This window comes from Burkholderia sp. NRF60-BP8, assembly GCF_001522585.2.
Taxonomy (GTDB): domain Bacteria; phylum Pseudomonadota; class Gammaproteobacteria; order Burkholderiales; family Burkholderiaceae; genus Burkholderia.
Map to the genome: position 1 here is coordinate 1047140 of NZ_CP013373.1, position 21954 is coordinate 1069093.

Sequence of the window (21954 nt, forward strand, 5' to 3'; positions counted from 1 at the left end):
ACGGACGGAGCGAGACGAGCAAAAACCCGGCGAAGATCGCTTCGCCGGGTTTTTTATTGTGTGGGCGTCAGTGCGCGAACACGTCCGGCGCGTCGGTCACGCGACGGTGCGACAGTTGCGCCATCCAGTCGAAACCGGCCGCGGGCGGCGGCGCCGGGCGCGCGGGCTGCGTGGCGCGCAGCGCGTTCGCCATGGCAATCAACGTGACCGGATCGTCGAGCGAGTCGCGGGTATCGAGGGTGTCCGCCAGGTGCGGCGGCGGAGCGAGCCGATCGCGTGTGCCGGTGTGGGTCGCGCTGCGCTGGATCGACGGATGTGCGGCGAGCCGCGGCACGACCGGTGTGCGGGGCGGGGCTTCCGTTGCGTGTTGGCGGGTTGCCCGACGTGGCGAGGCAGGGCGGACGTTCCGCGCGTCGGCCGTCGCTTGCGGGTGAGACGGCGCGGGGCGAAGTGCGACGCGATGCGTGGCTGGCGGCGACCCGGGCATGTTCGCGACAGGCATCGCCACGTTGCGCTGCGGCACGGCGTGCGTCGACGTACCCGGTTGCGCCGCAGCGGCGTGAATCGTGCCGGTCGATGTCGTGACGAGCTCGGCCGCACTGCCGGCTGCCCGAGTTGCGGACGCAGGACCGAACCCCGCGGGCGGGTCGTATGCGCCGATCAGCCAGCCGATGATGCCGAGTGCGCCGATGCTCCAGCAGACGGCGTACATCGCGCGCTGATCGTGAGAGGCGCGTGCGCGACGGGCGGTTGCCGCGACCGGCGTGGCCGCCACCTCGACCGAAGCCGGCAACGATGCCACCGCGGGCAGCGGTTGCCATCGGCACGCGCGGTGTGGCCGGTCGACGTCGATGCAGGACGTCGTCAGTGTCGCGAGACAGGTCCTGCCGGGCCGCGTGCCGGGCGCACCAGGGAGTCGCCATTCGCGGCCGAACGGCGGGACGTGATCGAGCGGGGTGGCGCGCGGGCGGGCGAGCGCGCCCTCGACCGGGACGAGAGGCGATGGGGTCATGAACGGGGGCGCCGTGCGACACGGGCGACCGTGCGGCGCGGCGCGGAAATGTCGTCGCAAATCCTGACATTGTGGTCGGCAGGCGAATGCAGATCGATCGGATCGATCTGATTCTCGAGTCCGTTTCGGGGCGACGTGTACGAGATGGATACCGCGACGGTCATGACAGGGCGCCACAAGGCAAATGTCGGCTTGGCGTGGCATGATTCGCGAATCATGCCGGCGGCGCGCCGTTACGCGCCGCGCCGCCGGCGGGCAGCGATGCCCGTGCGCGCCGGCTCGGCTCGGCGCGTCGTGCATCGTCGGATTCATGCGGTGCGGTATGCGCCGTCCGAGCTGAGCGAGAAAACATGTCCACTGCATCCCCTGCCATCGCGCAGGAATCCAAAGTCCGCACCGTCTTCCGGGTCGTCAGCGGCAACTTCCTGGAAATGTACGACTTCATGGTCTACGGGTATTACGCGTCGGCCATCGCGAAAACGTACTTTCCGAGCGGCAACGCCTTCGCGTCGCTGATGCTGTCGCTGTCGGTATTCGGCGCGGGCTTCCTGATGCGGCCGGTCGGTGCGATCGTGCTCGGCGCGTATATCGACCATCACGGCCGCCGCAAGGGGCTGATCCTGACGCTCGGGCTGATGGCGATCGGCACGCTCACGGTGGCCGCGATACCGGGGTACGCGACGATCGGCGTGCTGGCGCCGGTGCTCGTGCTGTTCGGCCGGTTGTTGCAAGGTTTCTCGGCGGGCGTCGAACTCGGCGGCGTGTCGGTCTACCTGTCGGAGATCGCGACGAAGGGCCACAAAGGGTTCTACACGTCGTGGCAGTCGGGGAGCCAGCAGGTGGCTGTGGTGTTCGCCGCGTTCGTCGGCGTCGTGCTGAACCGCGCGCTGCCGGTCGAGGAAATGACCGCGTGGGGCTGGCGCATTCCGTTCCTCATCGGCTGCCTGATCGTGCCGTTCCTGTTCCTGATCCGCCGTTCGCTGAAGGAGACCGACGAATTTCTTGCAAAGCGTCACCGCCCGACGATGGGCGAGATCATGCGCTCGATGCTCGACAACTGGGGTGTCGTGGTGGCCGGCATGGGGATGGTGATCATGACGACGGTGTCGTTCTACATGATTACCGCCTATACGCCGACCTTCGGCAAGGAAGTGCTGCACCTGTCGTCGCTCGACGCGCTCGTCGTGACCGTCTGCGTCGGGATCTCGAACCTCGTGTGGCTGCCGCTGTCCGGTGCGCTGTCCGACCGCATCGGCCGCCGCCCCGTGCTGATCGCGTTCACCGTGCTGACGCTGCTGTCGGCTTATCCGGCCGTGCTGTGGCTCGTCGGCGATCCGTCGTTCCTGCGGCTGCTCGCGGTCGAGCTGTGGCTGTCGTTCCTGTACGCGTCGTACAACGGGGCGATGGTCGTCGCGCTGACCGAAGTGATGCCGCCCGACGTGCGTACGGCCGGCTTCTCGCTCGCGTACAGCCTGGCAACGACGATCGGCGGCTTCACGCCGGCGATCTCGACGCTGCTGATCCACCAGACGGGCAACAAAGCGGCGCCGGGGCTGTGGTTGAGCGTGGCCGCGATCTGCGGCTTGATCGCGACGCTCGTGCTCTATCGCACCGCCGACGCGCGCAACCAGTACAAGTCGGCCTGACGGCGGCCGGTCCATCGCGTGGCGTCGGCCGCGCATCGCATCGCATCGAAAAAAGGGAGCGCCATGCGCTCCCTTTCTCGTTGACGGTCATGCCTCGCGCAGCATGTCGGCCACCGCCTCCGCCACGTCGGGCCATGCGCCCGGCGCAGGCTGGCGGGCGATCCTGGCCTGCGGATACCACGGGCAGTCGTTTCCGGTGAACCAGCGCCAGTCGGGCGCGAACGGTAGCATGACCCACAGCGGCTTGCCGAGCGCGCCCGCGAGGTGCGCGACGGCCGTGTCGATCGTGACGATGCCGTCGAGGCGCTCGATCAGCGCCGCCGTATCGGCAAAGTCGTTCAGCCGGCCGTCGAGGCGATGCACGCGCGGATGCGCGTCGACGCGCACCCGTTCGTCGTCGGCCAGCGCGGGCTGCAGCACGATCCAGTCGATGTCAGGCAGCGCGAGCAACGGCGCGAGCGCGTCGAACGGCATCGAGCGGTTTTCCTGCGCCTGCCGGCGCCCCGACCATGCCAGGCCGAACTTGCGCTTCGACTGGCCGCCGAGCGACCCGCGAAAGCGCCGCCGGGCGCCGTCGGGCGCGTCGAGATAGCGCGAGCCGACGATGTCTTCCGGCTGAAGCCCGAGCAGGAACGGCAGGCTCATCAGCGTGCAGCCGACGTCCGCGGCAGGCGGCTTCGCGGCGCCTTGCGCGACGAGCGTCACGCGCCAGCGCGACGCGGCCGGCGTCAGTAGCGCGACGAGTTCCGGCTGGACTTCGAGCACGACGCGCGCGCAGCGTGCGCGGGCCAGCGGCACGAAGCGGACGAACTGCAGCGTGTCGCCGAACCCCTGTTCCGCGCGAATCAGCAACGTGCGCGACGCAATCGGCTCGCCCTGCCAGCGCGGCAGCGCGCCGAGCGACGTCGCGCCGGGCGTCTCGTGGCGCGCTTCGTAGGCGGGCAGGCCGCGCGTGAAGTCGCGAAGCGTCAGCAGCGTGACCGCGCGATGCAGCCGCGCGAGCGTGAGATCGGGCGCGACGCGCAGCGCCTGGTCGAACGCGCGCAGCGCCATCTCGTGCGCGCCGAGCGCGTGATGCGCGTTGCCGAGATTCAGCCATGCGAGCCCGAACGACGGATCGAGCCCGACGGCGCGTTCGTAGTAGGGCAGCGCGTCGCGGTGGCGCGCCTGCGCGCAGAGGGCGTTCGCGAGCCCGAACAGCGCGAGCGGAAACGGCGGGTGCAGCGCGAGCGCGGCTTCGAAGGCGGCCGCCGCCTCGGCATGCCGGCCGACCGCGTCGAGCGTGTTGCCGAGATTGAAATGCGCGGCGACGAACCGCGGCTGCGCGGCGATCGCGGCCTGGAAGTGCGCGATCGCCTCGTCGGCGCGCCCCATCGCGCTCAGTGCCATCCCGAGGTTGTTGTGCGCGCCTGCATGCCCGGGCCGGAGCTCGAGCGCGCGACCGAACGCGGCGAGCGCGTCGTCGTGGCGGCCGAGCGCGTTCAGCGCGTTGCCGAGATTGTTGTGGATCGATGCGTCGTCGGGCGTGAGCTGTAGCGCGCGGCCGAAGGCGTCGATCGCATCGTCGTGACGCTGCACCGCCGCATAGGCGTTGCCGAGGTTGTAGTGCGCGAGCGGAAACTCGGGCGCGAGCGTCAGCGCGTTGCGAAAGCGGTCGATCGCTTCGTCGAGCCGGCCGAGCGCTTTCAGCGCGTTGCCGAGATTGAGCTGCAGCGCGGCATCGTCCGGACGCAGCGCGACGGCGCGGCCGACGAGATCGGCGGCCTCGGCGTGCTGGCCCTGCTGGTGCCGCAGCACGCCGAACAGGTGCAGCGCGTCGGCGTCGGCGGGGTTGGAGGCGAGCGCGTTGCGATAGCCGTGCTCGGCCTCGGCGAGGCGACCCGCGCGGTGCGCGGCGTACGCCCGGTCGAATGCGGAATCCATGACGCGAAAACTGGCGGAAAGCGCGTATTTTCCCACACCGCGCGGCGGGGGCGCGTATCGGCCGGTCGGCATATGGCCCCGTGACGCGGAGCGGCGTAGACTTGCAGAGTCGCGTGTCATCGAGGGTCTCATGGCTGACACACTGTCCGATATCCCGCCCGTGCTGATCGTCGGCGCGGGGCCGACCGGCCTTGCCGCGGCGATGAGCCTCGCGCGGGCCCGCGTGCCGGTGCGCATCATCGATCGTCTCGTCGCGCCGGCGCCGTTTTCGCGTGCGATCGGCATCCAGGCGCGCACGCTCGAGCTGCTGGAGCAGCATCGTGCGGTCGAACCGTTTCTCGCGCTCGGCCATCGCGCGCATGCGGCCGAGCTGCATGCCGACGGCCGCGTGATCGCACGGCTCGATTTCGATCCGCTGCAAACGCGCTATCCGTATCTGATGTTTCTCGACCAGAGCATCACCGAGCGGCTGCTCGCCGAACACCTGGCCACGATGGGCGTGACCGTCGAACGCGGGACGACGCTGACCGCATGCGACGCGGGCGGCACGTCGCTCGACGTGACGCTGCGCCGCGCCGACGGCCGCGACGAGTCGTTCACCCCGTCATACCTGATTGCCGCCGACGGCGCGCACAGCACGGTCAGGCATCTCCTCGGCCTCGGCTTTGCCGGGCATGCGTTCGAGCAGACTTTCCTGCTTGCCGATTTCGCGGCGATACCCGACTGGCCGGACGAGGAGATCCATCTGTTCACGACGCCCGCAGGCATCGCGGGGCTGTTTCCGATGGGAGGCGGCCGTTACCGGCTCGTGGCGGACCGGCCGCCCGGCAGCGGTGCGTCGCCCGACGCACCGGCTCCGTCGCTCGCGGAATGCGACGCGATCATCCGCGCGCGCGTCGGCGCGTCGATCTCGCCAAGCGATCTCGCGTGGTCGTCCTATTTCCACCTGCACAGCCGGATGGTCGACCGGCTGCGTCATGGCCGCGTGTTCTTCGCGGGCGACGCCGCGCACGTCCACAGCCCGGCCGGCGCGCAGGGCATGAACACCGGCATTCAGGAGGCGTTCAACCTCGGCTGGAAGCTCGCGCGCGTCCTCGGCGCAGGCGCGCCCGAGCGGTTGCTCGACACGTATCACGCGGAGCGCCATCCGATCGAGCGCGACGTGTTGCGGCAGACCGGTTTCGTCACCCAGGTGGTCGAAGCCGAGCGTGGTGCGATGAAGCTGCTGCGCGATCATGTCGTGCCGCTGCTGGCGTCGTTCGGGCCGATGCGCGACGCGCTCAGGCGCACGGTGAGCGAGCTCGGCGTGCAGTATCGGAAGAGTCCGCTCACGCTCGAACGCGTGCTCGACGGCGGCCCGCGCGCGGGCGAGCGCGCGCCCGATGCGCTCGTGCACGTGCTGGACGGGCCGCTCGGTCGGGCGCCCGGCACGGCGCGGCTATACGATCTTCACGATCCGGCGAGTTTCACGCTGTTGCTGCTGGAAGAGCCGGTGAACACCGACGCCGGCGAAGTGCCGCCGATCCCGGCCGATGCGCAGGTGCTCGTGCAGGGGCTCGAACGGATCATGCCGGAAGCGGTGCGCGTGTGGCGCGTCGCCGATGCCGAAGGCGACGGTGCGGCGGGGCTCGCGCAGGAATACGGCCGCTCGCGGCCGTCGTTCTATCTGCTGCGGCCCGACGGCTATGTCGCCGCGCGGGGGCGCACGGCGACCGACGCCAACGCGTTGCTGCGCCACTGCGAGAGCTGGTTCGCGGGCCTGTCGGTGTCTGCGTAGCCGGGAGGTCAGGCGGGCGCCGCGGCAGGGACGAGCGATGCGCGATGCGCGGCGACCGCATCGCGCACGATCGGCATCGCGCGTTGCCCGGCTTCGTTCGACGGATCGTCCAGCGCGGCGAGCAACGCGCGTCGCATCCGCGGCTCCCAGAAGCGCCGGATATGCTCGGCGATCCCGGTCAGCGCTTCGTCGCGATCGGGCATCGATTCGAAGAATGCGCCGATCTGGTTGGCCATGTCGATCAGGTGGTCGTTGTCCATTGCTGCCTCACTTGCCTGTCGTCACGGCGGCTGGCGCGGCGGCGCGGCGCTCGAGCAAGTCGAGCTGCTCCGAGTTGAAGCGCGCATATGCGCGCTGCCAGTCGGACGGCTGAGCCACCGGCATCACCTGCACGGCAGTCACCTTGTATTCGGGGCAGTTCGTCGCCCAGTCGGAGCTGTCCGTCGTGATCACGTTCGCGCCCGATTCGGGAAAGTGGAACGTGGTGTATACGACACCCGGCTGCATGCGCTCCGTCACGAGCGCGCGCAGCACCGTCTGCCCCGCGCGCGATTCGATGCCGACCCAGTCGCCGGTGCGGATTCCGCGATCCTCCGCGTCGTGCGGATGGATCTCGAGGCGATCCTCTTCGTGCCACCGCACGTTTTCGGTCCGGCGCGTCTGCGCGCCGACGTTGTATTGCGACAGGATGCGGCCCGTCGTCAGGATCAGCGGATAGCGCTGCGTGACCTTCTCCGGCGTTGGAATGAACTTGGTGATCACGAACCGGCCCTTGCCGCGCACGAACGTGTCGATGTGCATGGTCGGCGTGCCTTCCGGCGCATGTTCGTTGCACGGCCACTGGATGCTGCCGAGCGCGTCGAGCTTGTCGTACGACACGCCCGAGAAGGTCGGCGTGAGCCGTGCGATCTCGTCCATGATTTCCGACGGATGCGTGTAGTGCATGTCGTAGCCGAGCGCCTGCGACAGCAGCAGCGTGACTTCCCAGTCCGCGTAGCCCGCGAGCGGCGGCATCACCTTGCGCACGCGCGAGATCCGGCGTTCCGCGTTCGTGAACGTGCCGTCCTTCTCGAGGAACGTCGAGCCCGGCAGCAGCACGTGCGCGTATTTCGCGGTTTCGTTCAGGAAGATGTCCTGCACGACGATGCATTCCATCGCCGACAGCGCGGCCGCGACATGCTGCGTGTTCGGATCCGACTGGACGATGTCCTCGCCCTGGCAGTAAAGCCCCTTGAAGCTGCCGTCGAGTGCCGCATCGAACATGTTCGGGATGCGCAATCCGGGCTCCGGCTGCAGCGTGGCTGCCCACGCCTGCTCGAACTGCGTGCGCACGACTGCGTCGCCGATGTGGCGGTAGCCGGGCAGTTCGTGCGGGAACGAGCCCATGTCGCAGGAACCCTGCACGTTGTTCTGGCCGCGCAGCGGATTGACGCCGACGCCTTCGCGGCCGACGTTGCCGGTCGCCATCGCGAGGTTCGCGATGCCCATCACCGTCGTCGAGCCCTGCGCGTGTTCGGTCACGCCCAGCCCATAATAGATCGCGGCGTTGCCGCCCGTTGCGTACAGGCGCGCGGCGGCGCGTACCAGCTCGGCCGGCACGCCCGTCACGTCCGCTGTCGCCTCGGGCGAATTGTCGGCCTGCGCGACGAAGTCGCGCCATTGCTCGAACGCGCGCGTCTCGCAGCGCTCGGCGACGAACGCGTCGGCCACCAGCCCTTCGGTGACGATCACGTGCGCCAGTGCATTGACGATCGCGACGTTGGTGCCCGGACGCAACTGCAGGTGGTGCGTGGCCTTCACGTGCGGGCCGTCGACCACGTCGATGCGGCGCGGGTCGATCACGATCAGCTTCGCGCCTTCGCGCACGCGCCGCTTCAGCCGCGAGCCGAATACCGGGTGGCCGTCGGTCGGGTTCGCGCCCATCACGACGATCACGTCGGCCTGGCCGACCGATGCGAACGTCTGCGTGCCGGCCGATTCGCCGAGCGTCGCCTTGAGGCCATAGCCGGTCGGCGAGTGGCACACGCGTGCGCAGGTATCGACGTTGTTGTTGCCGAATGCGGCGCGCACGAGCTTCTGCACGAGATAGGTTTCCTCGTTCGTGCAGCGCGACGACGTGATGCCGCCGATCGAATCGCGGCCGTACTTCTGCTGCAGCTTGCGGAATTGCGTCGCCGCGTAGGTGAGGGCTTCGTCCCAGCTCACTTCGCGCCACGGGTCGGTGATCTTCTCGCGGATCATCGGCTTCGTGATGCGGTCCTTGTGCGTCGCATAGCCCCACGCGAAGCGTCCCTTCACGCATGCGTGGCCTTCGTTCGCGAGACCGTTCTTGTGCGGCGTCATGCGCACGACCTGCGTGCCTTTCATCTCGGCCTTGAACGAGCAGCCGACGCCGCAGTACGCGCAGGTCGTGATCACCGAGTGCTCGGCCTGCCCGAGCTGCACGACGGATTTTTCCTGCAGCGTGGCCGTCGGGCAGGCTGCCACGCACGCGCCGCACGACACGCATTCCGACGCCATGAACGATTCGCTTTCGCCCGCGGCGACGCGCGATTCGAAGCCGCGCGCGGCGATCGTCAGCGCGAACGTGCCCTGCGTTTCCTCGCACGCGCGCACGCAGCGATTGCAGACGATGCATTTCGACGGATCGTACGTGAAGTACGGGTTCGATTCGTCCTTCGCGTCCTTCAGGTGATTCGCGCCGTCGAAGCCGTAGCGCACTTCGCGCAGGCCGACCACGCCCGCCATGTCCTGCAGCTCGCAGTCGCCGTTGGCCGGGCAGGTGAGGCAGTCGAGCGGGTGGTCGGAAATGTACAGCTCCATCACGTTGCGGCGCAGCGACTGCAGCCGGTCCGACTGCGTGCGCACCTTCATGCCGGCTTCGGCGGGCGTCGTGCACGACGCCGGATAGCCGCGCCGGCCCTCGATCTCGACGAGGCACAGCCGGCACGAGCCGAACGGCTCGAGCGAATCGGTCGCGCAGAGCTTCGGGACGTTGATGCCGGCTTCGATCGCCGCGCGCATCACCGACGTGCCGGCCGGCACCGTGACCGGCTGGCCATCGATTTCGAGCGTGACGTCGGTGTCGGCATGCCGTTGCGGCGTGCCGTAGTCGGTATCGTCCAACGGATCGCGGGCGCGCGCCTGTGCGGCGCTCTTGCACGCGCATTGGCCCGAGCCGCAGCCGCCTTGGCGGACGTTGTTCGTGTCGAGGGACATGCAGGGCTCCTTCTGGGTCAGGCCGCAGCCTTGACCGGGCCCGACGCGGCATCCTTGCCGGCAGCGAGCCCGAAATCTTCGGGGAAATGGTCGAGCGCGGACAGCACCGGGTACGGCGTCATGCCGCCCATCGCGCACAGCGAGCCGGCGAGCATCGTGTCGCACAGGTCGCGCAACAGCGTGACCTGCCGCTCCGACGTATCGCCGTCGCGAATCCGCGCGATCGTCTCGACGCCGCGCGTCGAGCCGATCCGGCACGGCGTGCACTTGCCGCACGATTCGATCGCGCAGAATTTCATCGCGTATTCGGCCAGCTCGGCGAGATTCGACGTGTCGTCGTGCAGCACGATGCCGCCGTGGCCGACCACCGCGCCGATCGCCGTGTACGCCTCGTAGTCGAGCGGCACGTCCCACTGGTGGTCGGGCAGGTAGGTGCCGAGCGGGCCGCCGACCTGTGCGGCGCGTGCCGGCCGGCCGCTGGCCGTGCCGCCGCCGAAGTCGAACAGCAGTTCGCGCAGCGTGACGCCGAAGGCGAGCTCGACGAGGCCGCCGTGACGGATGTTGCCTGCCAGCTGGAACGGCAGCGTGCCGCGCGAGCGGCCCATCCCGTAGTCGCGATAGAACGCGGCGCCGCGCGCGAAGATCACCGGCGCCGACGCAAGCGTGATCACGTTGTTGATCACGGTCGGCTGGCCGAACAGGCCCGCGAGCGCGGGCAGCGGCGGCTTCGCGCGCACGACGCCGCGCTTGCCCTCGAGCGATTCGAGCAGTGCCGTTTCCTCGCCGCATACGTACGAGCCCGCGCCTTTCGCGACGTGCAGCTCGAACGCGTGCGCGGAGCCGAGCACGTGCTCGCCGAGCCAGCCGGCTTCGCGCGCGCGGACGATCGCGGCTTCGAGCGTGGCGATCGCGTGCGGGTATTCGCTGCGCACGTAGATGTAGCCGACCGTCGCGCCGGTGGCGACGCCCGCGATGATCATCCCTTCGATCAGGCAGTACGGATCGCATTCCATCAGCAGGCGGTCGGAGAACGTGCCCGAATCGCCTTCGTCCGCGTTGCAGACGATGTATTTCTGCGTGGCGCGTGCTTGCCGCACGGTACGCCACTTGATGCCGGCCGGGAACGCCGCGCCGCCGCGGCCGCGCAGCCCCGATTCGATCAGCGTTTCGCATGCGGCGTCGCCGTCGAGCGCCAAGGCGTTCTTCAGGCCGGCGAGGCCGTCGTGTTGCAGGTAATCGTCGATCGACAGCGGATCGGTCAGGCCGATGCGCGCGAACGTGAGCCGCTGCTGGCGCGCCAGATAGGGCAGCGCGTCGACGAGGCCGACGCCGCTCGGATGCGTGCCGCCGTCGAGCCAGTCGGCGTCGAACAGGGCCGGCACGTCGGCGGCCGACAGGTTCGCATAGCCGACGCGGCCCGCGGCCGTCCCGACTTCGACGAGCGGTTCGAGCCACAGCAGCCCGCGCGAACCGTTGCGGATCACCTCGATCGCGACGCCGCGCCGTTCGGCTTCGGCCACGATCGCGGCGGCGAGCGCGTCGGCGCCGAGTGCCAGCGCGGACGAATCGCGCGGAACGTAGATGCGGGTCGTCATGCGGCCTCCGGCGTGCGGGCGACCGCGTCGGCCAGCAGCGCGTCGAACTTCTCCGGCGTGACCTTTGCGTGGAGCACCCCGTTGATCGTCATCGATGGCGATTGCGCACACAGCCCGAGGCAGTACACCGATTCGAGCGCGACGTCGTCACGCGTGTGTGCTGTGGCGGCATCGCCGTGCGCCGCATCGAACCGGCAGCCGGTGCGGGCTTCCGCATGGGCGGCGAGCGTTTCGCAGCCCATGCTGCGGCACGCTTCGGCGCGGCACATCTGGATCGTCACGCGGGCGGGCGGCGCGGTGCGGAAGTGGTGGTAGTAGGTCAGGACGCCGTGTACTTCCGCGCGCGACAGGTTCAGCGCCTTGGCGAGCGGCGCGACGCAGCCCGGCGGCACGTAGCCCGCGTCGTCCTGGATCGCGTGCAGGATCGCGACGAGCGAACGGCCGGCGCGCGCATGGCGCTCGACGAGCGCGTCGGGCGCAGGGGAATTCGGGGACATCGTTATGCTCCTCCAAAGTCTCATATGCGCTCGAAATTCATATAGTGCGCGTCGGGACTTCGTTCTGATTGATTTTGACCAACGATAAGCGGAAGATTTCGCGGTCGCAATAGGAAATCGGAGTGCATAATTGATTCGCATCGAATGCGACGCGTATCTGACCGTACGCGACACGGAAGGCCGTTCGGCCAGTCTGTCCGACGTCGCGCCGTTGCTGGAGCTCGTGGCCGAGACGGGCAGCATCGCGCAGGCCGCGCAAGCCAAGGGGCTGTCGTACCGGCACGCGTGGGGCATGCTGCGCGCGCTGGAGTCGTGTATCGGCGGGGAATTGATCGAAACCGCGCGCGGCAAGGGTTCGACGTTGTCGGCGCTCGGGCAGGCGGTCGTCGATGCGCAGCGTCTGGCGCGCAGCCGCCTCGACGGGAACCTGCGCACGCTGGCGGCCGAGGTGGCCAGCGACCTGAACCGCCGGCTCGTGCGGCGCGACGGCGCCGTGCGTATTCATGCGTCGCACGGTTACGCGGTCGCGACGCTCGTTTCCGCGCTCGTCGAGGCGCAGGCGGCCGTCGACATCAAGTATCGCGAAAGCGTCGAGGCCGTGCAGGCGCTCGCGCGCGGCGAATGCGACCTCGCGGGCTTCCATTTGCCGCGCGGCGTGTTTCGCGCGCAGTGCGCGCAAATCTACCGGCCCTGGCTCGACGACACGCGCCACGTGCTGATCCATCTGACGCGCCGACAGCAAGGACTGTTCGTCCCGCGCGGCAACCCGAAGCAGGTGCGCGGGCTCGCGGATCTGGCACGCGACGACATCCGCTTCGTCAACCGCCAGCCGGGATCGGGCACGCGCATGTTGCTGGATCTCGCGTTGCGCGCGATCGGCATCGATCCGGAGCGCATCGACGGCTATGCGTCGGCCGAACTCACGCATTCTGCGATCGCGGCGTTCGTCGCGAGCGGAATGGCCGATCTCGGGTTCGGCGTCGAGCCGGCCGCCCGTCATTTCGGGCTCGACTTCATCCCGGTCGTCGACGAGGACTATTACTTCGCATGCGAACGCGCACGGCTCGATGGGCGGCCGCTCGCCGATGTGCTGGCACTGCTGCGTGACGCACGCTTCGTCGAGCGCGTCGCGCATCTGGACGGCTACGATCCGGCCGCGTGCGGCGCGCTGGAGCGCATCGCGACCGGGTTGGCCGGCCGCGACGACGCGAGCGGCCCGGACGGCAATGCCCGGTAACGAAGACGCGATCGAGCCGCGCTGCAGCAGTGGGGGAATTGCGCTACGCTTGCCGCTTGATCAACGTTCCAACAAGCACGCCGTTCAGGCGTCATCCCGCCATGAAATTTTCCGTTCCCCTTGCCGCGGCAGCGTTGACCGCGGGGCTGCTGGTCGTCGCTTCGCCGTTTGCGTTCGCGCAGAATTCCCCGGGGGTGCCCGGCGGCATCCTGAGCGATCAGTTCCGCCTGAACGAGCATCCGCAGATGCCGTTCGCCGCGTCGGCGCCGTCGCAGAAATACCAGACCGGCAAGAAGTCGGCATTGCGCCGCAAGGGTGACCTGGGCGACCCGAACGGCTGCAACCTGAAGTGCCCGATGGATACCCGGTAACGAGCAGCCGGCGTGTCTGCGCCCGAGCGGGCGCGCCTGTCTTCTGTGCAGCAGTTCTGCTCGACCGACAGACGGCGGCAGAGGTTCCGCCCGATTCCGCTCTTCCATTCGAGCCCCGCGAAGCCTGCCGCTTCGCGGGGCTTGCGCTTTTGCGGTCCTTCATGCAATGCGGGGCGGACGAAATGGCCGTTCGCCCGCATTGCGGTTCCGACAGGAATCTAGGGTTAACCCGTAAATCAGGAAGGGTGTCTTCCTGAAACCTGCCTTATTCTTAAGCATCCACCTACATAAACTTCGGTTTGTCGGCGCTGATCAAGGTGTTCACCGCCGAATCAGACAAATCTGGAGGTAGGTCATCATGAAGTCGCTCGTTCAAGCCGTTGTCGTTGCTGCTGCTCTCGTTGCTCCGGTCGCTTCGTTCGCCCAGTCGGGTTCGACGATCACCCGGGCGCAGGTGCGCGCCGAACTGGTTCAACTCCAGCAGGTCGGTTACAACTCAGCCCGCGGCGAAGATCCGCACTATCCGGAAGCGATCCAGGCCGCCACGGCCCGTATCGCGGAGCAGCAGCGCAGCGCGCTCGCACAAGCTCGAGGTGCCGACGCCAGCGGCTACGGTGCGCAGGCACAGGGCGCATCGGCGTCGGGTTCGCGCGCAATGGGCGTGCGCCCGGCCAGCGCGGAAGAAATGAAGTCGCTGTATCGCGGCAGTTAAGCCGTGTATCGCCCGGTAGGGGTGGTTACGGGCGGGTACCGGCGCGGCGTCGCGCCCGACGCCGGATCATCGGGTCGGTCATCGCCCGGCGCAGCCGATGATGGGGCACGCGCGGCAGAACATCCGTCACCTCCTGCCGCCGGACATCGGCGGCATTCCGCCCGGCCCATCGGGGGCTGGGCGCTTTTTCGGAAGGCGTCGGACGTGCGTTTCGCCGGCAACAAAAAACCCCGCAGACTTGCGTCATGCGGGGTTCGTGCGACGAGCGCGGAATTTGGTGGAGGCGGCGGGAATCGAACCCGCGTCCAGAAGCGCTCCACGACTAGTTCTACATGTTTAGTCCAGTCTTTTGATTTAACCGCAGCGACGCGGACGAACACGCTGCACTACGGCGATTCGCTAGGTTTTCGACCCTGGCGTCGCGACGCCGACAGGGCTTAACTGACGTAAATGACCTCTGGCGGTATTGCTACCGGTCTTGCGACACTAGCCCGTCAGTGAACTAGGCAGAGGACGGCGGCCCTTAGGCTGCCAGTGCGAACGTATCGTCGTTTGCAGTTACGATTTTCCCATTGATTAACGAGGTGACGGGTCCTCGACATGCCCTAGCCGCTTCACAACCCCTGTCGAAACCAGGTCGCCCCCGCGGATAAGATCAAACATTATAGCCCAACATCGCGCAGCAGGTCCCGCAGTTCCTGCGTCGTGTCGACGAGGTGCCGGGCCTGCCAGTCGACCGGTGCGACGCCGTCGCCGCAATAGCCGTACGCGGCTGCCACGGTGGCCATGCCGGCGGCGCTGCCGGCCTGAATGTCGCGCAGGTCGTCGCCGACGTAGACGATGCGCGCAGGCGCGAGCGCCAACTGGTCGGCCGCATGCAGCAACGGGGCCGGATGCGGCTTCGAGTGCGGCGTTGTGTCGCCCCCGACGACGCACGCGGCGCGCGGCGCGAGACCGAGCAGCTCGACGAGCGGTGCCGTGAGTCGCATCGCCTTGTTCGTGACGATGCCCCAGCGCACGCCGCGCGCATCGAGTTCGTCGAGCACGTCGCCGATGCCGGGGAATAGCGTCGTATGCACGCAGAGATCGGCCGCGTAGTTGGCCAGGAACTCGTCGCGCATCGCTTCGTAGCCGGGCGTGTGCGGATCGATGCCGAACGCGCCGCCGAGCAGGCCGCGCGCGCCGGCCGAGGCCAGCGGCCGCAACACGTCGAGCGACGTTTCGGGCAGGCCGCGCTCGCGCTGCATCTTGTTGACGGCTGCCGCGAGATCGGGCGCCGTGTCGGCGAGCGTGCCGTCCAGATCGAACAGGACCGCATCGCAGTGCAGCAGGCGCGGTTCGTCTGCGATCCGCGCGCTCGAAAGGGGAGTCGTCATGCCGGTCAAAAGATCATGCGCCGCGTCGGCATGCGACGAGGTAGTTGATGTCGGTGTCGTTCGACAGCGCGAAGCGCTTGCCGATCGGGTGATACGTGATGCCCTTGATCTCGACGATGTGCAGATCCGTCGCGCGCACGAAGCCGGCCAGTTCCGACGGGCGGATGAAGCGCGCGTAATCGTGCGTGCCCTTCGGCAGCATTTGTGCGATGTATTCCGCGCCGATCACCGCGAACAGGTAAGACTTCAGATTGCGGTTCAGCGTCGAGAAGAACACCCAGCCGCCCGGTTTCACGAGCGTCGCGCACGCGGCCACGATATCGCCGGGTGACGGCACGTGCTCGAGCATCTCCATGCACGTGACGACGTCGTAGGCGCCCGGTTCGCGCGCGGCGATCGCTTCGGCTGCGATCGCCTCGTAATCGACCGAAATGCCGCTTTCGAGGCTGTGCAGGTCGGCCACGCCGAGCGCTTCGGTCGACAGGTCGATGCCTTTCACCTGGGCGCCGAGCCCGGCCATCGATTCGGACAGGATGCCGCCGCCGCAGCCGATGTCGAGCGCGCGCTTGCCAGCCAGGTGCGCATGCGCGTCGATCCAGCCGAGCCGCACCGGGTTCAGGTCGTGCAACGGCTTGAATTCGGCATTCGGATCCCACCATCGGTGAGCGAGGTCGCTGAATTTCTGGAGTTCGTGCGGATCGGCGTTGGTCATGTCGGCAAACGGGCTACAAGAGGAGGGCGATGCTTCGGTGCGTCAGCCCCGAGTATATAAGCGGGCGGACGACGAGGCCAGCGAGCGTCTGGACGGGCGTCAATGAAAAAGCCCCGCCGGAGCGGGGCTTTGAAGCAGTCGAAAACCGCGGCTTACTGCGCCGGAACGGTCGTCTTCTGCACTTCTTGCGTACCGACCACTTCGACTTCCACGCGGCGGTCCGGTGCGAGGCAGGCGATGAGTTGCTTGCGGTTCTTCTGGTTGCAGCCGGTCGTGACCGGGTTGCGCTTGCCCTTGCCTTCCGTGTAGATCTTGTTGGCCGGCACACCCTTGCTGACCAGGTACGACTTCACGGCTTGCGCACGGCGCAGCGACAGACGGTCGTTGTACTTGTCCGAACCGATGCGGTCCGTGTAGCCCGTTGCGACGACCACTTCCGTGTTCATGCCCTGGATCTTCGATGCCAGTTCGTCCAGCTTCTGCTTGCCCAGCGGCTTGAGCGTTGCCTTGTCGAAGTCGAACAGTGCGTCAGCTTGATACGTGATCTTCTGGCTCGTGATGGCCGGAGCGACCGGAGCGACCGGCGGCTGCGGTGCCTGGGCGACCAGTGCGCCGTCGCACTTCGCGTTGGCGGTGGCCGGCGTCCAGAACGCATCGCGCCAGCAGAGCTCGTTCGTGCCGTTCATCCACACCCATTCGCCCGTGCCGTTCACCCAGTTGTCATTGACGGCTTGACGCGACGCCGGCACCGACTGTGCCGAAGCGGATGCAGCCATAACTGCGGTAGCTGCAATGAACGCGAGCTTTGAAAGTTTATTCATATTTCTCCTCTCGAAATTGAGATTACCGCAGGTTTACTGCGAGCCTGTTGACGGTGACAAGTCATACATTGCTCGAAGTATAACATTGGTGCGGCACAAAAAACGCGGCACCGCTCTGTGTAGACTTCGAGCAGCGTCTAACTTTCAGTGCGTTGGCATTTTGCCATATCGTTCCCTTCCTACGAAAAAAAATCCTCCCCACCCCAAGATCGCTTCAACTTTGTGGTGCATGCGCAACACCGGCCTGCCGTAACTTTTAGAGATTGTCAAGAGCGCGACCGGGAAATCGCACGAATGCATGCCGTCGTTTACTCGCGCGCGTGAAACACGGCGGATGCAATCGCGTACGACGTCCCGAGCGTCGCGCGCGATTTCGGCCGATTCGCCGCCGCCGCGATTTTTGCTGTTTACATATAGAGGGGAAGCGGATTGGCGGCTGATGGGCGCATGTTAGAATCTCGCGTTGCGTTGCGCATGCAGCGCCCACGCGAAAGGCGTTCGCCGTCTTCGCTCCGAAACGATACGGATACATGGATCAATTCGCCAAAGAGACCCTGCCCACCTCCCTCGAGGAGGAAATGCGCCGTTCGTATCTCGATTACGCGATGAGCGTGATCGTCGGACGTGCCCTTCCGGATGTCCGCGATGGCCTGAAGCCAGTGCACCGGCGCGTATTGTTCGCGATGCACGAACTGAACAACGACTGGAACCGCGCGTACAAGAAATCGGCGCGTATCGTCGGTGACGTGATCGGTAAATATCACCCTCACGGCGATACCGCGGTCTACGACACGATCGTGCGGATGGCGCAGGACTTCTCGCTGCGCTACATGCTGATCGACGGGCAGGGCAACTTCGGCTCGATCGACGGCGACAATGCCGCGGCGATGCGTTACACCGAAATTCGCATGGCGAAGATCGGTCACGAGCTGCTCGCCGACATCGACAAGGAAACGGTCGACTTCGAGCCGAACTACGACGGCAACGAAACGCAGCCGTCGGTCCTGCCGTCGCGCATCCCGAACCTGCTGATCAACGGCTCGTCGGGCATCGCGGTCGGCATGGCGACCAACATTCCGCCGCACAACCTGAACGAAGTCGTCGACGCGTGCCAGCATCTGCTCGGCAACCCGGAGGCGACGATCGACGAGCTGATCGAGATCATCCCGGCGCCGGATTTCCCGACGGCCGGCATCATCTACGGCGTCGCCGGCGTGCGCGACGGCTACCGCACCGGGCGCGGTCGCGTCGTGATGCGCGCGGCCACGCACTTCGAGGAGATCGACCGCGGCCAGCGGATGGCGATCATCGTCGACGAGCTGCCGTACCAGGTGAACAAGCGCTCGCTGCTCGAGCGGATCGCCGAGCTCGTCAACGAGAAGAAGCTCGAGGGCATTTCCGACATCCGCGACGAGTCCGACAAGAGCGGCATGCGCGTCGTGATCGAGCTCAAGCGCGGCGAAGTGCCGGAAGTGGTGCTGAACAACCTGTACAAGGCGACGCAGCTTCAGGACACGTTCGGCATGAACATGGTCGCGCTCGTCGACGGCCAGCCGAAGCTGCTGAACCTGAAGGAAATCCTGCAGTGCTTCCTGTCGCATCGACGCGAAGTGCTGACGCGCCGCACGATCTACGAACTGCGCAAGGCCCGCGAGCGCGGCCACGTGCTCGAAGGTCTCGCGGTCGCGCTCGCGAACATCGACGAGTTCATCGCGATCATCAAGGCCGCGCCGACGCCGCCGATCGCGAAGCAGGAACTGATGGCGAAGCCGTGGGATTCGTCGCTCGTGCGCGAGATGCTGACGCGCGCCGAGAGCGAGAACGCGGCGGCCGGCGGCCGTTCCGCGTACCGTCCGGAAGGCCTGAACCCGGCGTTCGGGATGCAGACCGACGGGTTGTACCGTCTGTCCGACACGCAGGCGCAGGAAATCCTGCAGATGCGTCTGCAGCGCCTGACCGGCCTCGAGCAGGACAAGATCATCGGCGAGTACCGCGAAGTGATGGCACAGATCGCCGACCTGCTGGACATCCTCGCGCGCCCCGAGCGGATCACGACGATGATCGGCGAGGAACTGACCTCGGTGAAGGCCGAATTCGGCGACGCGCGCCGCTCGAAGATCGAGCTGAACGCGACCGAGCTGAACACCGAGGATCTGATCACGCCGCAGGACATGGTCGTCACGATGTCGCATGCGGGCTACGTGAAGTCGCAGCCGCTGTCCGAGTACCGCGCGCAGAAGCGCGGCGGTCGCGGCAAGCAGGCGACGCAGATGAAGGAAGACGACTGGATCGAGACGCTTTTCATCGCGAACACGCACGACTACATCCTGTGCTTCTCGAACCGCGGCCGCGTGTACTGGGTCAAGGTCTATGAAGTGCCGCAGGGCTCGCGCAACTCGCGCGGCCGCCCGATCGTCAACATGTTCCCGCTGCAGGAAGGCGAGAAGATCAACGTCGTGCTGCCGGTCAAGGAATTCTCGGCCGACAAGTTCATCTTCATGGCGACGTCGCTCGGCACCGTGAAGAAGACGCCGCTCGAAGCATTCAGCCGCCCGATGAAGAAGGGCATCATCGCGGTCGGCCTCGACGATGGCGACTACCTGATCGGTGCGTCGATCACCGACGGCGCGCACGACGTGATGCTGTTCTCGGATTCCGGCAAGGCCGTGCGTTTCGACGAGAACGACGTGCGCCCGATGGGGCGCGAGGCGCGCGGCGTGCGCGGCATGCAGCTCGAGGACGGGCAGCAGGTCATCGCGATGCTGGTCGCGGGCAGCGAGGAGCAGACGGTGCTCACCGCAACCGAAAACGGCTACGGCAAGCGCACGCCGATCACCGAGTACACGCGTCACGGTCGCGGCACGAAGGGCATGATCGCGATCCAGACGTCCGAGCGCAACGGCAAGGTCGTGGCCGCCACGCTCGTCGACGCCGAGGATCAGATCATGCTGATCACGACGGCCGGCGTGTTGATTCGCACCCGTGTTTCCGAGATACGCGAGATGGGACGCGCCACGCAAGGTGTTACACTCATCAGTCTCGATGAGGGTACCAAGCTCTCTGGTCTGCAGCAGATCGCGGAGGCCGAAGAGGGAGAGGGCGAGGCCGACGAGGCGTCGGACGGCGAAGCCTGAAGAACGGATGAGACTCTGGCCGCCGCGGGCGAAATGCGCCGCGGCCGGCGAGCAACCATTCATATTTCCAAAAGGGAGTGATGATGCAAAAGCAATTCAAGCAACTGGTTCTGCTGGCTGCACTGGTGCCGACGTTCGCGATGGCGCAGGCGCTGTCGAATTCCGCACCGGCTGCTCCGGCGGCAGCTGCGCCGATCGACGCCGACAAGAAGGCAGCGATCAAGGATCTGCTCGACGCGATCGACGCGCCGAAGCTCGTGTCGGCAATCGGCAACAGCGCCGAAATGCAGGCCAAGCAACTCGTGCCGGCGATCCTGTCGGACGCGCTGTCGGAAAACAAGACGCTGAACGACAAGCAGAAGCAGGCTGCCGTTCCGACGCTGCAGAAGAACGCGGTGCCGAAGCTGGTCGACGGCGCAGGCAAGGTGTTCGGCACGCAACAGTTCCAGAGCGACGCGATGTCGGCTCAGTACGACGCGTACGCGAAGTACTACAGCACGTCGGAGATCAAGGATCTGACGACGTTCTACAAGAGCCCGACGGGCCGCAAGTTCATCCAGGTTCAGGATCAGGTCGGTCGCGACGTGGTCAACGGCCTGATGCAGAAGTACATGCCGCAAGCGATCCAGGCAACGCGTACGCAGGCTGACAAGGAAGTCGCAGCAGTCAAGCCGGGCAAGTAAGCTGTCCGGCACGCCCCCGGCCGTTCGGCCGGGTTTGGCGGGAGCCTGACGACAGTGCGATAATGGCCGTTTGCGCGCGAGCGCAAGCGGCCATTTCTTTTCTGGCGCGTTCTGCCGGCGGCAAGCCGGTCGCGTCCCTCCCGAGGTTTTCACGATGCGCGTCTTTAATTTCTCCGCCGGCCCCGCGGCGATGCCCGAGGAAGTACTGCGGCAGGCCGCCGACGAAATGCTCGACTGGCACGGCAGCGGCATGAGCGTGATGGAGATGAGCCATCGCGGCAAGGAGTTCATGTCGATCCACGAGGCCGCGCTGACCGACCTGCGCGACCTGCTCGGCGTGCCGGCGAGCCACCGGATCCTGTTCCTGCAGGGCGGCGGCATCGCGGAAAACGCGATCGTGCCGATGAACCTGCTCGGCTCGCGCAAGACGGCCGACTTCGTCGTGACGGGTTCGTGGTCGCAGAAATCGTTCGGCGAGGCGAAGAAGTTCTGCACGCCGCATCTGGCCGCGACCGGCAAGACGGAGGGCGGTTTCACGCGTGCGCCCGCGCGCGCCGAATGGCAGCTGTCGGACGATCCCGCCTACGTGCATCTGTGCACCAACGAGACGATCGACGGCGTCGAGACGTTCGAGATCCCCGATCTCGGCGACGTGCCGCTGGTCGCGGATGTCTCGTCGCACATCCTGTCGCGCCCGATGGACGTCGCGAAGTACGGCGTGCTGTTCGGCGGTGCGCAGAAGAACATCGGGATGGCTGGCGTGACGGTCGTGATCGTGCGCGAGGATCTGCTCGATCGCGCGCTGTCGATCTGCCCGTCCGCATTCGAATGGAAGACCATCGCCGCGAACAATTCGCTGTACAACACGCCGCCCACCTACGCGATCTACATCGCGGGCCTCGTGTTCCAGTGGCTGAAGCGGCAGGGCGGGCTCGAAGCGATCGAGGCCCGCAATATCGAAAAATCGAAGCTGCTCTACGACACGATCGACGCGAGCAGTTTCTATCTGAACAAGGTCGAGCCGGCAGCACGTTCGCGGATGAACGTGCCGTTTTTCCTGGCCGACGAAACGCGCAACGAAGACTTCCTCGCCGGCGCAAAGGCGCGCGGGCTGCTGCAGCTGAAGGGCCACAAGTCCGTCGGCGGCATGCGGGCGTCGATCTACAACGCGGTGCCGCTCGAGGGCGTGAAGGCGCTCGTCGAGTACATGAAGGACTTCGAGCAGCGCGGCGCCTGACG

Annotated in this window: 17 protein-coding genes and 1 other RNA gene; 8 read left to right on the forward strand and 10 right to left on the reverse strand. The window is 67.0% G+C overall.

Features of this window, described 5'->3' with window-relative positions; genetic code table 11:
• Positions 1-67: 67 nt before the first annotated feature.
• The gene (locus WS54_RS18170; protein WP_236872803.1) at positions 68-802 is read right to left on the reverse strand and encodes a hypothetical protein; all 735 of its coding nucleotides are present in this window, start codon (positions 800-802) and stop codon (positions 68-70) included.
• A gap of 560 nt (positions 803-1362) precedes the next feature.
• On the opposite strand from WS54_RS18170, the gene WS54_RS18175 reads away from it, so the two are divergent.
• Positions 1363-2658, forward strand: coding sequence for an MFS transporter (locus WS54_RS18175; RefSeq protein ID WP_059779671.1), 1296 nt, complete (start codon positions 1363-1365; stop codon positions 2656-2658).
• Positions 2659-2745: 87 nt separating this feature from the next.
• Here the strand turns inward: WS54_RS18175 and WS54_RS18180 are convergent, their stop codons facing one another.
• The gene (locus WS54_RS18180; RefSeq protein ID WP_442861319.1) at positions 2746-4581 is read right to left on the reverse strand and encodes a tetratricopeptide repeat protein; all 1836 of its coding nucleotides are present in this window, start codon (positions 4579-4581) and stop codon (positions 2746-2748) included.
• 130 nt (positions 4582-4711) lie between these two features.
• On the opposite strand from WS54_RS18180, the gene WS54_RS18185 reads away from it, so the two are divergent.
• Complete coding sequence (locus WS54_RS18185; protein WP_059779673.1) at positions 4712-6358, forward strand: FAD-dependent monooxygenase; 1647 nt, start codon at positions 4712-4714, stop codon at positions 6356-6358.
• Between the two features lie 8 nt (positions 6359-6366).
• Here the strand turns inward: WS54_RS18185 and WS54_RS18190 are convergent, their stop codons facing one another.
• The 4 genes from WS54_RS18190 to WS54_RS18205 are packed head-to-tail and all read right to left on the reverse strand — an operon-like array spanning position 6367 to position 11669.
• Entirely contained in the window at positions 6367-6618 is a 252-nt protein-coding gene (locus WS54_RS18190) for a formate dehydrogenase subunit delta (protein ID WP_034206705.1), read from the reverse strand.
• A 7-nt stretch (positions 6619-6625) separates the two neighbouring features.
• On the reverse strand, positions 6626-9577 hold the full coding sequence (gene fdhF / locus WS54_RS18195) for a formate dehydrogenase subunit alpha (RefSeq protein WP_059779674.1): 2952 nt from the start codon (positions 9575-9577) through the stop codon (positions 6626-6628).
• A gap of 17 nt (positions 9578-9594) precedes the next feature.
• Positions 9595-11172, reverse strand: a complete 1578-nt coding sequence (locus WS54_RS18200) for a formate dehydrogenase beta subunit (RefSeq protein WP_059779676.1) — start codon at positions 11170-11172, stop codon at positions 9595-9597.
• Positions 11169-11669, reverse strand: a complete 501-nt coding sequence (locus WS54_RS18205; RefSeq protein ID WP_059779677.1) for an NAD(P)H-dependent oxidoreductase subunit E — start codon at positions 11667-11669, stop codon at positions 11169-11171. The genes WS54_RS18200 and WS54_RS18205 overlap by 4 nt, the downstream gene beginning before the upstream one ends.
• Positions 11670-11799: 130 nt before the next feature.
• On the opposite strand from WS54_RS18205, the gene WS54_RS18210 reads away from it, so the two are divergent.
• The 3 genes from WS54_RS18210 (at position 11800) to WS54_RS18220 (ending at position 13989) form a co-directional block, all read left to right on the forward strand.
• Positions 11800-12906 carry a substrate-binding domain-containing protein gene (locus tag WS54_RS18210; protein WP_059779678.1) on the forward strand — a complete coding sequence of 369 codons (1107 nt, stop codon included), beginning with the start codon at positions 11800-11802 and terminating at the stop codon, positions 12904-12906.
• Between the two features lie 101 nt (positions 12907-13007).
• A complete protein-coding gene (locus tag WS54_RS18215; protein ID WP_034206710.1) occupies positions 13008-13277 on the forward strand; it encodes a hypothetical protein in 270 nt (89 codons plus the stop codon).
• Between the two features lie 358 nt (positions 13278-13635).
• Complete coding sequence (locus WS54_RS18220; protein WP_059779680.1) at positions 13636-13989, forward strand: DUF4148 domain-containing protein; 354 nt, start codon at positions 13636-13638, stop codon at positions 13987-13989.
• A 275-nt stretch (positions 13990-14264) separates the two neighbouring features.
• Here the strand turns inward: WS54_RS18220 and ssrA are convergent.
• From ssrA to ompA, 4 genes are all read right to left on the reverse strand, one after another.
• Positions 14265-14634, reverse strand: a transfer-messenger RNA (tmRNA) gene (gene ssrA / locus WS54_RS18225).
• Between the two features lie 17 nt (positions 14635-14651).
• A complete protein-coding gene (gene gph, locus WS54_RS18230) occupies positions 14652-15365 on the reverse strand; it encodes a phosphoglycolate phosphatase (protein ID WP_059779681.1) in 714 nt (237 codons plus the stop codon).
• A gap of 13 nt (positions 15366-15378) precedes the next feature.
• Positions 15379-16077, reverse strand: a complete 699-nt coding sequence (gene ubiG / locus WS54_RS18235) for a bifunctional 2-polyprenyl-6-hydroxyphenol methylase/3-demethylubiquinol 3-O-methyltransferase UbiG (RefSeq protein WP_059779682.1) — start codon at positions 16075-16077, stop codon at positions 15379-15381.
• Positions 16078-16229: 152 nt separating this feature from the next.
• Entirely contained in the window at positions 16230-16898 is a 669-nt protein-coding gene (gene ompA / locus WS54_RS18240) for an outer membrane protein OmpA (protein WP_006400736.1), read from the reverse strand.
• Between the two features lie 530 nt (positions 16899-17428).
• Here ompA and gyrA point away from each other — a divergent pair.
• From gyrA to serC, 3 genes are all read left to right on the forward strand, one after another.
• Positions 17429-20032, forward strand: coding sequence for a DNA gyrase subunit A (gyrA, locus tag WS54_RS18245; protein ID WP_059501694.1), 2604 nt, complete (start codon positions 17429-17431; stop codon positions 20030-20032).
• Between the two features lie 83 nt (positions 20033-20115).
• The gene (locus tag WS54_RS18250) at positions 20116-20715 is read left to right on the forward strand and encodes a DUF2059 domain-containing protein (protein WP_006486966.1); all 600 of its coding nucleotides are present in this window, start codon (positions 20116-20118) and stop codon (positions 20713-20715) included.
• Positions 20716-20869: 154 nt separating this feature from the next.
• Complete coding sequence (gene serC, locus WS54_RS18255) at positions 20870-21952, forward strand: 3-phosphoserine/phosphohydroxythreonine transaminase (RefSeq protein ID WP_059501692.1); 1083 nt, start codon at positions 20870-20872, stop codon at positions 21950-21952.
• The last annotated feature ends 2 nt before the right edge of the window (positions 21953-21954 follow it).

Coding starts and splice junctions, on each gene's coding strand:
- WS54_RS18175 (WP_059779671.1), top strand. CDS start 1,363: ATGTCCACTGCATCCCCTGCCATCGCGCAGGAATCCAAAGTCCGCACC.
- WS54_RS18180 (WP_442861319.1), bottom strand. CDS start 4,581: ATGGATTCCGCATTCGACCGGGCGTACGCCGCGCACCGCGCGGGTCGC.
- WS54_RS18185 (WP_059779673.1), top strand. CDS start 4,712: ATGGCTGACACACTGTCCGATATCCCGCCCGTGCTGATCGTCGGCGCG.
- WS54_RS18190 (WP_034206705.1), bottom strand. CDS start 6,618: ATGGACAACGACCACCTGATCGACATGGCCAACCAGATCGGCGCATTC.
- fdhF (WP_059779674.1), bottom strand. CDS start 9,577: ATGTCCCTCGACACGAACAACGTCCGCCAAGGCGGCTGCGGCTCGGGC.
- WS54_RS18200 (WP_059779676.1), bottom strand. CDS start 11,172: ATGACGACCCGCATCTACGTTCCGCGCGATTCGTCCGCGCTGGCACTC.
- WS54_RS18205 (WP_059779677.1), bottom strand. CDS start 11,669: ATGTCCCCGAATTCCCCTGCGCCCGACGCGCTCGTCGAGCGCCATGCG.
- WS54_RS18215 (WP_034206710.1), top strand. CDS start 13,008: ATGAAATTTTCCGTTCCCCTTGCCGCGGCAGCGTTGACCGCGGGGCTG.
- WS54_RS18220 (WP_059779680.1), top strand. CDS start 13,636: ATGAAGTCGCTCGTTCAAGCCGTTGTCGTTGCTGCTGCTCTCGTTGCT.
- gph (WP_059779681.1), bottom strand. CDS start 15,365: ATGACGACTCCCCTTTCGAGCGCGCGGATCGCAGACGAACCGCGCCTG.
- ubiG (WP_059779682.1), bottom strand. CDS start 16,077: ATGACCAACGCCGATCCGCACGAACTCCAGAAATTCAGCGACCTCGCT.
- ompA (WP_006400736.1), bottom strand. CDS start 16,898: ATGAATAAACTTTCAAAGCTCGCGTTCATTGCAGCTACCGCAGTTATG.
- gyrA (WP_059501694.1), top strand. CDS start 17,429: ATGGATCAATTCGCCAAAGAGACCCTGCCCACCTCCCTCGAGGAGGAA.
- WS54_RS18250 (WP_006486966.1), top strand. CDS start 20,116: ATGCAAAAGCAATTCAAGCAACTGGTTCTGCTGGCTGCACTGGTGCCG.
- serC (WP_059501692.1), top strand. CDS start 20,870: ATGCGCGTCTTTAATTTCTCCGCCGGCCCCGCGGCGATGCCCGAGGAA.